Here is a 15,691-nt window from a genome sequence, read left to right as displayed (position 1 = left end):
CGGCTGGGCTCCTGGCAATGGTTCTTTCCAATCCCATGTAACGGCTATGATCAAAGTTCTTGGCAAAGAAAAAACGGCTGCTTGGGTCAAAGCACTTAAAGCTAACGAAGTTCAAGACTTCCCAAAAAATACTCCTATTGTTAAAGCGGTTGCCGAAGGCAAGGTCGCTGCCGGTCTCGTCAACCACTACTATCTCTACAAAGTTCGTCTCGATATGAAGGAAGCCCTCGATGCTGAAAACCATTTCTTTGCAGATGGTGATGCGGGCATGTTCATCAACGTTTCTGGTATTGCTTTGCTTAAGAGCTCAAAAAACAAAGCTGCGGCACAAAAATTCATCGATTGGATGCTTAGCGAGAAAGCTCAAGCGTTCTTCAAAGATTCAAACTACGAATATCCCCTCGCTGCGGGCGTCAGTGCTTTTGCTGAACTCAAAGCCCTCGATCAGATCAATCCTGTTAAAATTGATCTCGGTGATCTCGATAAAATTGAAGAAACTGTTGAGCTTCTCGAAGATAACGGCGCCCTCTAATTGAAGATTAAAAGTTCAGATTTATTTCTGAAACTTGTTATCTTGGCAGTAGCGTTTTTCATGCTACTGCCTTTATACGTTTCAGTCAAAGATGTATTGGATTCTAAAAATGAACTCAATGCGCTCTTGGCGACCCGTGACCTATGGCCTACCATTGGACGTAGCCTCTTATTAGCCTCACTTACTGCCCTTGGTGGCGCTCTGATTGCCGTACCACAAGCTTGGATGCTCGCGCGCTATCATATCCCTGGAAAAAAACTCATCCTCATCCTCTGCGTTCTGCCCCTCGTCTTCCCTTCTTACATATCGGCCTACAGCTACTTAGCGGCTTTTGAGCCCTTGGGTTTCTATCACAACATTACCGGCTCGCAATTCCCCATCTCCATTCGCAATGGACTCTTTGGGACTTGGATGAGCATGACTCTGGTTAATAGCCCTCTCATCTTCCTCATGACTTACGCTGCCCTGCAAAGGCAATCACCTTCTCAAGAAGAAAGTGCCCGCCTCCTAGGTTTCAGCCCCCTGCAAGTCTTTTTCAAAGTCTCCCTGCCCACACTCAAGATCCCCATTGCCTCAGGCATGTTACTTGTCGCCCTCTACACCCTAAGTGACTTTGGAACGCCCGCCATCCTACGCTACAAGACCATGACCTACTATATCTTTCGCCACCTCGACCGCGGCAGCTTTGATAGAGCCTCTTTTTTCTCTCTCTTACTCATTGTCATTGCCTTTTTATTCCTCATTCTTGAATCCTGGATCACTCGCACTCAAAGTCGTGTGACGGATAATAAATCACGACAAATCATACGTAAAGCAAGCAAGGGCAAGATGCTCTTTATCGCCAGCTTCTATAGCTCAACGATTTTCATGGCCTGCCTACTTCCCCTGATGACGATTCTCTACTGGTTTTCCAAAGGACGTAGCAGTGAACTGATCTTCCCAAAAAATCTCTTCGACTCATCGCTCAACTCAGCTACTTTGGCTTTTGCTGCGGCCCTTATCTCGATTATTTTTGCCATCCCCTGTGCTTGGTGCGCTCTTCGCAAAAAAGGGCTTTTTGCGACTTTCGCAGATCGCATAAGCTTCATGGGCAATATGTTCCCTGGTCTCGTTATTGGCTTAGCCTTTATTAGTTTCTTTGTCAGTTTTAAAATCTTTGGCTACTCCTTTTATCAAACACTCTGGCTGCCCGTTTTAGGCTGCGCGATTCGCTTCCTCCCTCAAGCCGTGAGCTCGGTTAAAACATCCCTCGCCCAAATCAATCCACGCTTAGAAGAAGCATCCTTGATGTTAGGTCATGACTCCCTGGCGACTAAGCTTCGCGTCACTGCCCCGCTACTCAAACCTGGTGTGCTTGCCGGCTTTGCCCTCGTTTTTATTTCCACCCTCAAAGAACTCCCCATCACCCTACTCTTGGCTCAGCCTGGAAAATTTTACCTCACCCAGAATATCTGGAACCTCATTGACGAAGCCGAATACTCACTTGTTGCGGCTCCCGCACTTTTATTATTGGGGATCAGTTGTATATCTCTTTACTTTATCCTCAATCAAAAACTGATTAAAAGTAATGACTAAAGCCCTGCTCACCATCAATGAACTCAGCTGCCACTTCGGCAGCTTCTGTGCCGTGGACAAAATCTCTTTTGAACTCATTCCCGGCGAATGCTTTGCATTACTCGGCTCAAGTGGTTGCGGCAAAACTACTGCACTTCGTGCTATTGCTGGTTTAGAGACGCCGAGCCACGGCACTATTCAACACCAAGAGCAAATCTTTTTTGATCAGCAGACCAACCTCGCGCCCAATTTGCGCAACACGGGTTTTATCTTCCAAGACTACGCCATCTTCCCTCATTTATCGATTCAAGATAACATTACTTTTGGCATTAAGGATGCGAGTCAAAAAAAGGCTCATCTCGAACGCTTGCTCAAGCTACTCGGCCTCGAAGAACACGCAAAAAAAATGCCCCATCAAGTTTCTGGTGGTCAGCTCCAACGCGTCGCCATTGCTCGAACACTCGCCATCAAACCCTCTCTAGTACTCATGGACGAACCCTTCTCTAACCTCGACGCAACACTTGCGCGTCGCCTAAGAAACGAGATCCGTCAGATTTTTAAAGCCGAAGGCGTCAGCTCTATCCTCGTCACTCATAATCAAGAGGAAGCCTTTGATTTTGCCGATCGCATGGCGGTCATGGAACAAGGAAAGATCCTTCAAATCGGCACTCCCGAAGACCTATACCAACAGCCCCAAACAGCTCAAATTGCCTCCTTTTTTGGTCACTGCCAAATCATTTCTGGACAAGCCCAAGGAAAAACTGCCACTACCGCAATTGGCGACGTCCCCCTTCAACAAGAACGCCAAGGTCATTGCCAAATACTACTTCGCCCTGAAAACATGCGTATCATGCCTAATGCTGAAAGCTCTTTATCTATCAAAGAAGTTCGTTTCCTCGGCGCACGCAAAGAAGTCAGTATCCAAACCCCCGATAATGAAATATTTGTCAACGTCAGCGCACGTTCCCAAATCAAAGTGGGCGATAGCATCAGCATCACCGCTATAGACCCCTGCCCCTCTTTCTAGTCAAGTTTTCAAAAAGTTTACAGATCGGCTTCGCCTGCAGATCGTTCGCAGGCTCACTGCAGTAAAAGACTCAATTTTGCTGGATAAGGGTAGGGAAAGCTCCTTGCGGAGCCTCCCCTCCTTCCGAACCGTACGTGCGGATCTCCCGCATACGGCTCTCCGGTCAATGCTTACTCCGAAGAGACTGAGATTCCAATAGCCAAGCCTCTTCCAGTGAAAAGAACCCTAGCTCTGCAAAGTATTTCTTGGTATATTTCCTGTTATCTATAAAGCGATGTGAACCTTTCTTACGATTGTACTTAGCGATAATACTTCGTAACCTTCGACGAAAGAAAGCATCAACTTCGAGCATAGCCCAACGATTTGAGTGTTTGAAGTACTCATACCAACCTTTGAGACTAGGCCTGAGACCTTTAATGATTTCTTCTACCGATTGCCAGTTACAACGCCTCGTATGCTTTCGCACAGTGTCTTTCATTTTAGTCATACTCTGTTTTCTTGGCCACCTATTTATCCTGCCCGTTCTTTTCGAGCGCTCAAAGTGATAACCAGAAACTGGAGTTGAGATTCTCGCCTAGGCTCGAATCCAACTCAGTTTAGACCTTAGAGTTAAATAACAATAAAGAACTTGATATACCAACTAAAACGACATACATTAGATGTATACATCAAGGAGAATATTATGATACGTACTCAAGTCTATATAACTAAAGAAGAAAAAGAAAGTTTAGAGTCATTAGCTCAATCAACAGGTAAAAGCCAAAGTGAACTAATCAGAAATGCTATTGACACATTTATCGAAAGTAATAATACTAAAAATAAAAAAGCTTCATTATTAAACGCATTTGGTATGTGGAAAACAAATGATCATGACTTCCAACAAACTCGTGAGAGCATGGATCGATAATGTCACATAAAAAATATTTAGTAGACACATGTATCATTATTGATTTCCTCAGAGGCAAAGAAGGTGCAAAAGAATTCATTTCAAATGAACTAGAAAACATATGTATTTCTGTAGTTACAGTTGCTGAACTATATGCTGGAGTAAAAGGAAAAAGCGAAGAAACCCAATTAGGTAGTTTTTTAGGTTTATTTTCAATGATTGAGCTCAATAAAGACATTTCTATTAGTTCTGGTTACCTGAAAAATAAATATTATAAATCACATAATGCTGGATTAGCAGACTGCATGATTGCTGCTACTGCACTTGAATATGACTTTAATCTAGTAACAAACAACTTTAAGCACTTTCCAATGGTAGAGGATAAAATAAAAATACTCTAACCATTAGATCCACCCGATACTCTCGTACCTCGAGCACAGGTGATCTAGGACGTTAGATCAGAATAAATTTAAAGAAAATTGATGATAAAACGCATCTTAAAAAGCAACTCACTTTATTCCTGGAATCACAGCATTAAGCTGAGTAAATGCGAAGTCAGCACAAATAAACAAATAGAAATCAGAAACGAAAAAAGATCTAACAAAGAGTTCTCACTCACAATACCCTTAATTCTTACCCCATAGAATCAAAGTAAGTACCCTTTTGAGCCACAGTTAATGCTGTGGCTTTTTTGTGCTCTGGATGCTTTTGGGCAGAGTGGTCAAAATTGGGTTTTGGTCAAGGTTTTGGGGGTTTTGGTCAAGCATAAAAAAAGGACTCATGGATAAATCCATACGTCCTTTATTATCAAGAGCGAGTGATGAGACTCGAACTCACAACATTCTGCTTGGAAGTCTACTCAAGAAGCACAAAAACAAACCCCGAAAAACCCTTAATGGCCCCCATTTTTAAGATTTTCGTGGTCCCCTTTTTGCGACCCTGAATTAATCGTCATTTTTTATAAGTTTCACACCATCACTTTGGGAGCGGAGCTATTTTTGGGAAAGCTTTTGCTAATATGTCCGAGTGATCAAAGGCTAAGTTCCACGGCAAGTCATTTATACAAAACCAGAAAGCATGAAATGCATCATCGCCTCCACTCACCATTAAGCCATGCTCATCTTCTCTTAGCTCGTACATAAAAACAGAAGTACGACTCCAGCGCAAGTCATTATCTCTCGGATCGCGGCCCATACCTTCTAAGTCAATCAAATGTTTAAGTTCTTTAGTTCGATGTCTCAAATCTAAAGAAGTTTCTTCATGGAGTTCACGAAGACAAGCCTGCTCTAATATTGAATGAAGCTTACAAAGAACCATCGAAGAGTCATCCGACCACGTTCCTGGGACTTTATTATGTGAGCCAAAGCCCCTCATGGAAACGACTGGTCTTTGTTTAAGGTCGTCTCGTTCCATAAACTCTACTGGTACACCAAGCGCATCTCTGAGTATCAACCCAAACAATGAACCCTTGATTCGATCTCCTAAACCATACTGATCCCGATGCCTCAAAATGAAGATTAAAGTTTGTTAAAAACTATACTTAAAAAAACTTGATTCACACTCAAATACGCCGCTGATTTCATAGATCAATTAAAATATTTCATAGCTTATCAATCGGACTCGTTACATTGAGCTTATGAACACCCATAACATGTGTATAAATCTGTGTTGTACTGACATCACTATGGCCAAGTAACTCTTGCAGCACACGTATATCATAACCATCCTCAAGAATATGTGTAGCAAAACTATGCCTCAAAGTATGAACCGTACCAGCCTTCACAATACCAGCTTTTCGTAAAGCTTTCTTGTATGGACCATTTAAGTAATTACTCGACACATGGTGTCTTCGTATTTTATTCGCTCGTGGATCAAGAGATAAATTATCTGCAGGAAACAACCAAAACCAGCCCCATTCCTTACCCACATTAGGAGACTTGTTCTCCAAGGTATGAGGTAAGTAACAGCCCGCCACATCATTAGTCCTATCCTCATCATACAACTTACGAATACGCTCCAACTGCTCATCTATTGCTGGCAACAAACTCTTGCCTAGCGGAACCTCACGATCCTTATCACCCTTCGCACCACGAATCGTCAAGCACATACGCCCTCGATCAAGATCCTTAATACGCAGTCTATAAGCTTCGCTATGACGTAATCCCCCTCCATAGATCAACCTTGCCATAAGCAAAGGCACTCCCTCCATATTAGCCATGATCGCTTTCACTTCGTCACGAGTATAGACTAAAGGTAACTTCTCCTTACGTACAGCACGTACCGACTGAGACAGGTCACCTAGCTCAATTTCTAATACATAGCGAAAAAAGAATACTAAAGCATTGAAGGCCTGATTTTGAGTCGATGCTGCTACGCACTTCTGTACGGCCAAATGACTTATAAAACTGGAGACCTCTTGAGCATCAAACTCTCCTTCTTTATGAAAATCCAAATAACGCTCCACCCAGGATAAGTACGACTGCTCCGTACGATAAGACTTGCGCTGGACTCGCATCACCTCCACCATCTTCTGAAGCAATAACTCACGACTTTCACTCACCGACTTAGCTGATGATAAACTCATTGCTTTGGGCACACTTGTATCTGTTTGCCTTCTCCAATATACATAATGCCGTATCGCCTTCCCCGCCTGCATCACTTTCCACGGTTCTTCACTACAACTCAAATTATCTATGAAGCTATTCAAAGCACCTGGCTCCCAGGGATCTAGCCCACGAACTTTACAGAACTGACTGAACCTTTCTATCCAACGGGGATAATACTTCCTTTCTTTTTCATCCACTTTAAGTGAGCTTATATACTCCATAAAATCTATCATCTTAGCCATACCAAACCTCCACAGTTTATATTACTTTATTTACTTTCTTAAAACCTCATCTAAAGGACTTTTAGGATGTACTTTCCCGACCTTTGCCAACTTGCTATAAATCATCGTAGTTTTTACATCCTGATGACCCAGTAAAGTCTGCACTGTACGAATATCGTAGCCAGCCTCTAACATGTGTACCGCAAAGCTATGGCGTAGAGAATCTAAATTAACTTGATTTTCTATCTGTGTAGACTTGAGTATTTCTTTGAATTTACGCTGTAAATGCCATGGGTGATAATGCTCCCGTTTTAACGATTGTTTATCGGATCCAATTTTCAGTACCGCTGAGGGAAACAACCAAAACCATTTCCATTGTTTAGCCTCATCTTCCACTGCCTCATATTCATCAGGAAGCCTCACCTCAGCATTCTCTATTGTTTGATCTGCGCTATATACCATCTTCACTGACTTAATGTGAACCTTCAGTTCTTTAAATAAACTTTCAGGAAAAAGAGTTTCACGCTTCACAACACCCAATCTATCTCGGATCAACAAAACCTTCTTCTTGAAATCCAGATCTTGCATCCGCAACTTATAACATTCTCCACTACGCAAACCAGCCCCATACATCAACTTGGCAACTAATAATTCTGTTCCTGTCAATTGTTCAAAGATTACTTTAAGCTCCGCATGACTAAAGATTGCGGGTAACTTATGTTTTGATTTTGCCTTTAAGATTCTCGGCAATTCACCCGGATCCTTTTCTAATATATATTTATAGAAATAACTTAAGGCTGCTATTGCCTGATTTTGCGTCGACACAGATACACCTTGCTCAGATACTATGAAAGTAATGTAAATTCGAATATCCTCAATAATCCAAGACTGTTCTTTCCCATTGTATATCAGAAAGCGCCTTACCCAATTAACATAACAGTCTTCAGTCCGTGTAGAACGTTTCCCTTGTCGTAGATGACCTCTCAGTTTTAATATCCATGCTTCTCGCCTCTCTTCTGATTGCCCTCGTCTCCAGTAACAATATTTCTTTACCGCATCCTCGGCCTGAATGACTTGCCAGTCTGAACGCCGCAGTGCCAAATCTCTTTTATAAGCTATTAGACTCGAATCATCCCAGTAATCTAATCCCCTATCTTCACAGTATTTAGCATAGTGTGCCACCCAAGACAAATAGTGATCTAACTCTTTCTCTGCTATATATTGACTCTGAAGAAATCGTCGATATTGCTTCATGTAAAACCTCCGAAATAACATGCCATTACATAATTATGTGAGTACTTAACTAATTATGTTCTTAAACCTTTCCTAAGCTCAAATTCCAAGCATAATTTATTATTTCGATCTCTACATATCAACCTTTTTGACTAATTCTCTAAAAAAAAACTAATTTCACAACTGGCTTCTCATAATTATTTTTCATAATTATACAAATTTCGTATAATTATAAAAAATGTATTATTTTATCATATTTTAGGCCTAATTCAGCCCAAATAATATTGTAAAAAAAAGCACATCATATTATTTTAAATAACATCGAGATATGGGACTGGAGGTCAATTATCATATACAAATACTGCCTTTTTTCAGATAAGTGTCCTACACTTTTCATGCGGAGCCTGCCTTGCCCCAAAACCATAATTATGCAAGCACTCGCATAGTTATGAAAAAAGAACCCTTTTCTAGCAAAACTCCCCAAATCTCTCAAAAACCCGGATTTTCACGAGTCCTCTACCAATTATAATGTTCTGTAGGAATAATGAAAAAATAATTTTAGAGCAAAGCGAATCTTAAAAAGCAACTCACTCTATTCTTGGAATCACAGAATTAAGCTGAGTAAATGCGAACTCAGCAATTCACCAGAAGTAAACGCAAACTATGCATCAAATACGATTCCAAGTATATGCGGAATCAGCAAATAGAATGTAGTTTTATCGGAAATAAAAAATAGAAAATACAGAACCAACGGATCGATCTGATACTTTCGTTGTGAGTCACAATTTAGATAGAAAGTACAAATCATCCTGGACGTTAGGTCATATATCAAAAATAATATCTATTTAAGATATGCTTAAATTTCTCCTAATTACATTAATAAAATCTAACTTTAAGGACTCGGAAAATTGAATAATAGAATTTTTACAAGTAGTGACTTTATTGTTCCTTCAAATGAAGAACCACTAAGATCAGTTGTGACCAGCAGTGATGACTCAACTATAATAATGTGGACTGTCAAACCCGGCCAGGTAATTAAACCTCACATACACCCCGAAGGTCAGGATACATGGTATGTACTGGCCGGAAGTGCCGAATATATTTCTGACGACACAGATAAAAGGACAAGTATTCAAAAAGGTGATTTCGTTATTGCCTACAAAGGCGAAATTCATGGAGCGGTTAATAATGGCGACGAGCCATTTACTTTTATCTCGGTAGTTTCACCCTCAAATGCAGGTTTTCAGCTAAAATAAACTCTACAGGCCTTAAAGGAGTCATTGCCGTTGATCCAACGAACAGTGAAATAGCCATCAAGTCTCAGGACAGAATTTCGCCTATTATAGACACTAACAACAAAATGATCGACTGTTGGAAATACCTAACCATTAGATGCACCTGATACTCTCGTACCTCGAGCACAGGTGATCTAGGACGTTAGTGAATCAATAAAAAATGACTATTTATCAACTCCAGTTTAAGAAAGAATTATGGAAATATTTCTCATTTGTCTATGTGGGAATCATGTTTTTGGGACTAGTCGTAGCAGGCCTAGTCGAAGGCATATCTACAAGCAACATGATACAAATTGCCTTATGGGGATTCTTTACACTATCTTGGAGCTATATACTCATGAGATCTTGTTACAATATATATTCATTGATAAAAGCTATTTTTAGAAAAAGAGAATTTACAAACATTAAAGAAGTCATGATTGTTACATCAATAACTAATAGGTCCTTGGAGAAAAGAGAATTTAAACTGATTATGTTATTTGTAACTATTTGCTATCTGACAGGAATCTTATTAACTATAATGGAAAATCACTAACCAAAAGCCGGAAGGAAGATTTTCGCTAAGGCTCAATCTCCCTCAGCTTAAACGTTAGATTAACAAAAATAATGAATAAAATTTTCTCATTTCGTGCTTCAATGACAGTTACAGAATTCCCTGAAATAGCAGAATGTAGTTGGCCATTAGGATCATTTACATTCTATAAAAATCATTTATTAATAAATGCTGGAATGAAAAAATATGAATTATTGTATACAGAAATAGATCATGTAGAAACTGAATTCTTACATTTTAAAATAATTCATAATAACAAGAAAGTTCCGAAAAGTATTTGGAGTTATACTCCCTTTCTAGGAACAAGAATCAAAAAGAAAATTTTAGAATTTAAATTACCTATAGAAATTAAAAAAATAGAACATAAATCATTTAGAATCAGCAAATAATCTAACCAAAAGCTGTAGAGGAAAATCTTCGTACCTCAGATTTCCCTAAGCTTAGACGTTATGAAAGCAAGAAAAGGAAACGCATGAAGCCAATAATTTTAATTTTACTGACACTCATTTTTACATCGATAAATATCATCGCAGACACTCAAACTAAGAGTGAATTTAGCGATGTTAGTATTGAGGAGATTAAGAACCATTTTGATCTAAAGTTTAAAAGTGCTAAATATCATTTTAAATTTAAAGAGAAACTCTTCTTCAATTATACGATTGAATATCGTAATAAGATAAAAGGCAAAGTTGAAAAAATTGACTTTTGTTCTGATCAAAAATCGGAAAAATACAGTTTTACTTTTATTACCTCAGATGATATTCAGGAAAAAGTTGTCCTAAAAGATATTGTTCAAAAAACATTTCATAAAATGGTAACTATATCTTATAAAGATTTAGTTTTTAAAAAAGGTATTTTAGGAACAACATTGACGAAAAGTATTTTTATGGATTTTGACTTTCTAGAAAACTATCATGTCAATATGACTAATTCTGATTTACTTATAAAAGAAGGGGAAGAAATTATCATATATTCCCAATCTGCTAGTGATGATGATAGGTTCATAAAAGTATCTATAAAGTTCACAAAAAATAAAGAAAATTCATAACCAAAAGCTGGAAGGAAGATTTTCGCTTAGGCTCAAATCTCCCTCAGCTTAAACGTTAGTTGATAACAAATGAAAAAATTTATCCCAATATTAATCATACTCCTTATTTCATGTCAAAACACTAGCAATAGAAACGACATGATAAGAACATATGTAATTGTTAGAAACTCTCAATCATGGTTAGACGGAGGGACTATAAGTTTTAAAATCACGACATTACAAAGACCAGGAAATGGAATCTGTACATACGAGTTCTGCATTACACCAGATGATAATGAATTTTGTGAGGACAAACTAAAATCCAGAATTTACACTGAATATCATTGGAATCATGAAAATTCTAAACTTGTAAAAAAGAATAGTGAATTAGAAACAACACTGATTTCTTTACTTGAAACAGTTATAAGAAATAATCAAAGTAATCAACACCTCGAAGCATATAAAAGAATTTTAGAAATCGAAAATAAATCTAATGAACAACCCAATAAATCAATAGAAGACCTACTTCAAAAAGAGAAAAGTCATGTTCCTCCACATTGGATTTCAGATCGAGCCAAAGAATTTTTAAATCAATATAGAAAAAACAACTAACCAAAAGCTGGAAGGAAGATTTTCGCTTAGGCTCAAATCTCCCTCAGCTTAGACGTTAGAGTAACATAATAAATTGATCCTTATCCTCTACATAATGGCAGTAATTGTCATCTCCATGATTATAACTTTTTTAGTCAACATGACAAAATTATATTATAAATTTACTCCTTGGTTAACTACTCTCATAACTGCAATTTGTTGGATTATCAGTTGTCAATTGTTATTCACTAGTACAACAGATTATGGAAGAAACCTTGTATCTCTTATCGGCTTAATTGTAGTTATACCGATAGCATTTTTAACTTCAGCATTAATCACACTCAAAATCAGAAAAAACGAAATCGAATAGAAAAACTCTAACCAGGAGCTGCAGAGGAATTTCTTCGCTTCGCTCGAAATCCCTAATCTCGGTCGTTAGAGTAGAATAAAAAATGATACTTATCATCTACATATTAGCAGTTATTATTGGCTCAATAATTATCAGCTCAATGTTGATAACCCTTTTAATAAACATGGTTAAAATACACTATAAACTTACACCTTGGTTAACTACATGTATCACCACAATATGTTGGTTCATAGTATGTTATTTCCTACTTGATAGCACAACAGATTATGGAAAAGGTCTTGTAGCTATTATTGGATTAGTTGTAGTTATACCAACAGCATTTCTAGCGTCTGCATTACTCACACTTAAAACACGAAAAAATGAAATAGAAAAATAAACTCTAACCAAAAAATCGAACTGATATTTTCGTTTTGAATCAAATTTCAAATAGAAAATACAGCTCATTTAAGTCGTTATGTTGAAATAAACAGCACCATTATAGATCCAAACTTAATGCAAAACAAAATGGAGTACAAGTATGAGCCTAGAACAAACTCCCAATCTTATACGTGAAGCTTTTCAAACTACCTCTTTAGACCTTTTAGGTAAAACTAATGACTTCGATCACAAACCGCGAATTTTAATTTTATATGGCTCTTTGCGAGAAGTCTCTTACAGTCGTCTCTTGGCGGCAGAAGCCGCACTTATTCTAGAAGAATTAGGCGCCGAAGTAAAGTGTTTTGATCCTCGAGGGTTACCACAAGTTGATGATGCCGATGAAAGTCATTTTAAAGTTCAAGAATTACGCACACTAGCGAACTGGTCAGAGGGGATGGTGTGGTCATCCCCCGAACGTCACGGTAATATGACTTCTATTTTCAAGAGTCAAATTGATTGGTTACCATTGAAATCTGGAGCAACTCGTCCCACCCAAGGAAAGACTTTGGCTGTCATGCAGGTTGAAGGTGGTTCTCAGTCTTTTAATACGGTGAACAATTTACGAATATTAGGTCGTTGGATGCGTATGATTACTATTCCTAATCAATCTTCCGTGCCCAAAGCCTATTTAGAGTTTAACGATAATGGTAGAATGAAGCCTTCACCTTACTATAATCGGGTAGTGGATGTGATGGAAGAATTGATTAAATTTACAATTTTAACAAGAGGATGTGCCACACATTTAGTCGATCGTTATTCAGAGCGTGTAGAATCTGCAGAAGAACTTACTAAACGAGTTAATCAAAAATCAATCTAACATACGTTTATCACACAAGGTCATGTGCTTTGTATACCCAGCTGAACAAATCAAAAACGAAACATAACCATGGGGTGCACCTGATGATTTCGCTGGGCACAAAAAATGAAACATTTTTAGCGCCAGACTCATCACAGGTAACCCCGGTCGTTATGTAAACAAATGAAAAAACAATTTAAAATCGCACTTGTCTTTATATTTTTTATTTCCACATTTATGTGTTGGGAGTCACTGACCGCTCTAATAAGTCATAGTAAAAGTAAATCACCACAAACACGACTTCTCAACTACGCTAATAATGAGGATGTATCAATTGAAGACATTAGAAATGAAATCAAACGATTAGTTCCTGCTATAGATGAACTTAGAGAACCAAGCCTGTATATCGTTTGTTTAAATTTATTATATTTTGGTATTCAAACCTTCATATCTTTTGTTTTAATGATCTCAATATTCACCGATAAAAAAAGACAGAAAGAAATACATAACCAAAAACTGGAGTAGATACTTTCGTTATGAGTCAAATTTTAGATAGAAAGTACGACTCAGTTTGGACGTTATACAATAAAAAAAATAAAACAGATTATTCGATGAAAAACAACAAGACTATATTTTTTACGTTAATTGGCATCTATGCCGCAGCATTACTTGCCTGGCCATTCTTGTCTTTTGGTGCAATTTTCGCCTTCGATGCCCCAGGATCTGACACTCCACTAAATTTTTACTTCGTCTTTTCTATATGGCTATACCCTCTATTTGTCATACTCGGATATACTTGGGGTCATCATAAAAGAAATTCTAGTACTCTAGCTGTTGTACTCAAAACTAGTATTCCCCTATTAAGCGGAATCTGGCTTATGATAATTCCTATTGGAGCACATATGATTACGGATGCATTAATTACAACTGAAGATGAAACACTCCAAATAGCAATTAAAGAAAAACTAGATCCCATTTATCAAAAGAGACTAGAAAGTATTAAACAAAGAGATCCAATACAAGATGCAAAAGAAGCTATTAAAAGAAATGAAATAGCTTTTCTACCCTCAGGACTTACCCCATATGTTGGATACTATCGAGGCCTAGATGGCGATAAAAATGAACAAGACAAAGTCGATCCGGAGAAAAATTATTCACGTATAGAGAACAGTCCGTATTTAAAAGAGATTCACGACTTAGTTTTCGACGATAGCCACACTCGTGATCCAAAAGGACACTATATATCCAATGTTCATAATCAATATTATGTTGCGACATGGACATACAAAATAGCATTTAACACAGAAATACTCAGTTATTTAAAACAAGCTAAAATCGAATCTGAATTTAAATAAAAAAGCATGTATAACCAAAAGCTGTAGAGGAAAATCTTCGTACCTCAGATTTCCCTAAGCTAAGTCGTTAGACCATAATAAAAAATGAAACAAATCAACATCATTCTACTTCCATGCCTTATACTCACATGGTATAAATTCGGATTTTATGGTTTCACAGAATTAGAAATGTATCCAATTTTATTGTGGAATTTTTCTCCACTTATTGTCCTGTTCATTTATCATAAAAAAGTACATGAAATCACAAAGATCGTTTACATTGGACACATTTTACATGTCATATTCCACGCCTATATATATTATCAATTAGATTTATCTAAATTAGAACATAATCCTGGTATCGCATTAATGGTTTTACCTTTTGTCTCATGGGTTTACCTAATTTTAATCCATCTTATGACCTGTTTAATCACATACTTAATCAACAAATCTATAGAAAGAAAAAAGGTCTAACCATGAGCTACCTTTAGGCTACTTTTGCCAATTGAGTTGCAGAAAAAGAAACATTTTTCTTATTAAGGATGGCTGAATGATTTTGCTTTTGTCTTTAAAAAACCCTAAGTTTTTAGCGATTCTGACAAATTCTAAATGCCGCGAAGGGCAATAACTTCTAATATTAAATTAAGGCATGAGATCTACTTCCATTTTAGAGGGATTAAAACAAGGTTTCAGAAAGTCCTTTTCACTGACGAGTCTACCCATTTGGATGTGTCGATTTCGACCATCGGTCATACTTTTCAGAACATGTAAAAAAGGCCTACACCAAGTGACGGGAATTGTGCATTGACGATCATTTCTCAGATGGAGAATGATAAGCTCATGGTGATCATCTTGGCGTAGGTAAACTGATAAATTGTAAGAATCCTATTTGATTGATGCTAGAGTTTTTTTATTGATATTTTGTATTTAAGATTTGTTTTGAGAGTTCAACTAATGGCTTCGAGTACTTCTTGAGAATTTAGTTTTTCATAACTCCCTCGATCAATAAAAAGTCGCCTCGAATCAAAGCTTTGATGACTTCGATATATCCCAAAAAATGATTTCAAAAACCTCTTCATAAAAATACACATAACTAATTTCCCCGGTTTATCTTTTTGAGTTTTGATACGGTGATAATCTGGACCATAAAGAGCCTTTTGTGTCGTCAAAGGTAGCACAACTAAAGATAATACTTTTCTAGCGAGGGAACGGCCTCGTTTACTTAAACGTACCCTACCCTGATATTCGC

General features: G+C 37.8%; 16 protein-coding genes and 1 pseudogene. 12 read left to right on the top strand and 5 right to left on the bottom strand.

The genetic code is table 11. The features are described 5' to 3' along the window. The 3 genes from LNTAR_RS23910 to LNTAR_RS23900 form a co-directional block, all read left to right on the top strand. Positions 1 to 532 (top strand): extracellular solute-binding protein (locus LNTAR_RS23910; protein ID WP_007281356.1); only part of this gene is annotated, 532 nt, incomplete at its 5' end. Positions 533 to 592: 60 nt separating this feature from the next. Beyond that, the gene (locus tag LNTAR_RS23905) at positions 593 to 2,107 is read left to right on the top strand and encodes an ABC transporter permease (RefSeq protein WP_162026449.1); all 1,515 of its coding nucleotides are present in this window, start codon (positions 593 to 595) and stop codon (positions 2,105 to 2,107) included. Then, positions 2,100 to 3,113 (top strand): ABC transporter ATP-binding protein, encoded by a 1,014-nt coding sequence (locus LNTAR_RS23900; protein ID WP_007281354.1) that lies wholly within the window; start codon positions 2,100 to 2,102, stop codon positions 3,111 to 3,113. The genes LNTAR_RS23905 and LNTAR_RS23900 overlap by 8 nt, the downstream gene beginning before the upstream one ends. Before the next feature lie 163 nt (positions 3,114 to 3,276). Here LNTAR_RS23900 and LNTAR_RS23895 read toward each other — a convergent pair whose 3' ends face one another. Continuing rightward, entirely contained in the window at positions 3,277 to 3,600 is a 324-nt protein-coding gene (locus LNTAR_RS23895) for a group II intron maturase-specific domain-containing protein (RefSeq protein WP_007281353.1), read from the bottom strand. A 195-nt stretch (positions 3,601 to 3,795) separates the two neighbouring features. On the opposite strand from LNTAR_RS23895, the gene LNTAR_RS23890 reads away from it, so the two are divergent. Beyond that, a complete protein-coding gene (locus tag LNTAR_RS23890) occupies positions 3,796 to 4,020 on the top strand; it encodes a ribbon-helix-helix domain-containing protein (protein WP_007281352.1) in 225 nt (74 codons plus the stop codon). After that, the gene (locus LNTAR_RS23885) at positions 4,020 to 4,400 is read left to right on the top strand and encodes a type II toxin-antitoxin system VapC family toxin (RefSeq protein WP_007281351.1); all 381 of its coding nucleotides are present in this window, start codon (positions 4,020 to 4,022) and stop codon (positions 4,398 to 4,400) included. The genes LNTAR_RS23890 and LNTAR_RS23885 overlap by 1 nt, the downstream gene beginning before the upstream one ends. 574 nt (positions 4,401 to 4,974) lie before the next feature. Here the strand turns inward: LNTAR_RS23885 and LNTAR_RS23880 are convergent. From LNTAR_RS23880 to LNTAR_RS23870, 3 genes are all read right to left on the bottom strand, one after another. Further along, positions 4,975 to 5,460 (bottom strand): ADP-ribosylglycohydrolase family protein, encoded by a 486-nt coding sequence (locus LNTAR_RS23880; protein WP_274377976.1) that lies wholly within the window; start codon positions 5,458 to 5,460, stop codon positions 4,975 to 4,977. 139 nt (positions 5,461 to 5,599) lie between these two features. Continuing rightward, on the bottom strand, positions 5,600 to 6,847 hold the full coding sequence (locus LNTAR_RS23875) for an integron integrase (protein WP_007281347.1): 1,248 nt from the start codon (positions 6,845 to 6,847) through the stop codon (positions 5,600 to 5,602). Between the two features lie 30 nt (positions 6,848 to 6,877). After that, on the bottom strand, positions 6,878 to 8,080 hold the full coding sequence (locus LNTAR_RS23870) for an integron integrase (RefSeq protein ID WP_007281346.1): 1,203 nt from the start codon (positions 8,078 to 8,080) through the stop codon (positions 6,878 to 6,880). Between the two features lie 887 nt (positions 8,081 to 8,967). On the opposite strand from LNTAR_RS23870, the gene LNTAR_RS23865 reads away from it, so the two are divergent. The 7 genes from LNTAR_RS23865 (at position 8,968) to LNTAR_RS23825 (ending at position 14,463) form a co-directional block, all read left to right on the top strand. Further along, positions 8,968 to 9,315 (top strand): cupin domain-containing protein, encoded by a 348-nt coding sequence (locus LNTAR_RS23865; RefSeq protein WP_007281345.1) that lies wholly within the window; start codon positions 8,968 to 8,970, stop codon positions 9,313 to 9,315. Between the two features lie 645 nt (positions 9,316 to 9,960). Next, positions 9,961 to 10,296 (top strand): hypothetical protein, encoded by a 336-nt coding sequence (locus tag LNTAR_RS23855; protein WP_007281343.1) that lies wholly within the window; start codon positions 9,961 to 9,963, stop codon positions 10,294 to 10,296. Between the two features lie 83 nt (positions 10,297 to 10,379). Beyond that, positions 10,380 to 10,955, top strand: coding sequence for a hypothetical protein (locus LNTAR_RS23850; RefSeq protein WP_007281342.1), 576 nt, complete (start codon positions 10,380 to 10,382; stop codon positions 10,953 to 10,955). Between the two features lie 138 nt (positions 10,956 to 11,093). Then, positions 11,094 to 11,546 (top strand): hypothetical protein, encoded by a 453-nt coding sequence (locus LNTAR_RS23845; protein WP_007281341.1) that lies wholly within the window; start codon positions 11,094 to 11,096, stop codon positions 11,544 to 11,546. An 866-nt stretch (positions 11,547 to 12,412) separates the two neighbouring features. Further along, the gene (gene arsH / locus LNTAR_RS23835) at positions 12,413 to 13,129 is read left to right on the top strand and encodes an arsenical resistance protein ArsH (RefSeq protein ID WP_007281340.1); all 717 of its coding nucleotides are present in this window, start codon (positions 12,413 to 12,415) and stop codon (positions 13,127 to 13,129) included. Positions 13,130 to 13,291: 162 nt separating this feature from the next. Further along, positions 13,292 to 13,633 carry a hypothetical protein gene (locus tag LNTAR_RS23830; RefSeq protein ID WP_007281339.1) on the top strand — a complete coding sequence of 114 codons (342 nt, stop codon included), beginning with the start codon at positions 13,292 to 13,294 and terminating at the stop codon, positions 13,631 to 13,633. A gap of 11 nt (positions 13,634 to 13,644) precedes the next feature. Continuing rightward, positions 13,645 to 14,463 carry a hypothetical protein gene (locus LNTAR_RS23825; RefSeq protein WP_007281338.1) on the top strand — a complete coding sequence of 273 codons (819 nt, stop codon included), beginning with the start codon at positions 13,645 to 13,647 and terminating at the stop codon, positions 14,461 to 14,463. Between the two features lie 926 nt (positions 14,464 to 15,389). Here LNTAR_RS23825 and LNTAR_RS28100 read toward each other — a convergent pair. Continuing rightward, positions 15,390 to 15,691 (bottom strand): annotated as a pseudogene (locus tag LNTAR_RS28100) (hypothetical protein); the annotation flags it as partial.

Source organism: Lentisphaera araneosa HTCC2155, from assembly GCF_000170755.1.
Taxonomy (GTDB): Bacteria; Verrucomicrobiota; Lentisphaeria; order Lentisphaerales; family Lentisphaeraceae; genus Lentisphaera; species Lentisphaera araneosa.
This window is presented reverse-complemented; position numbering and strand designations above follow the sequence as displayed.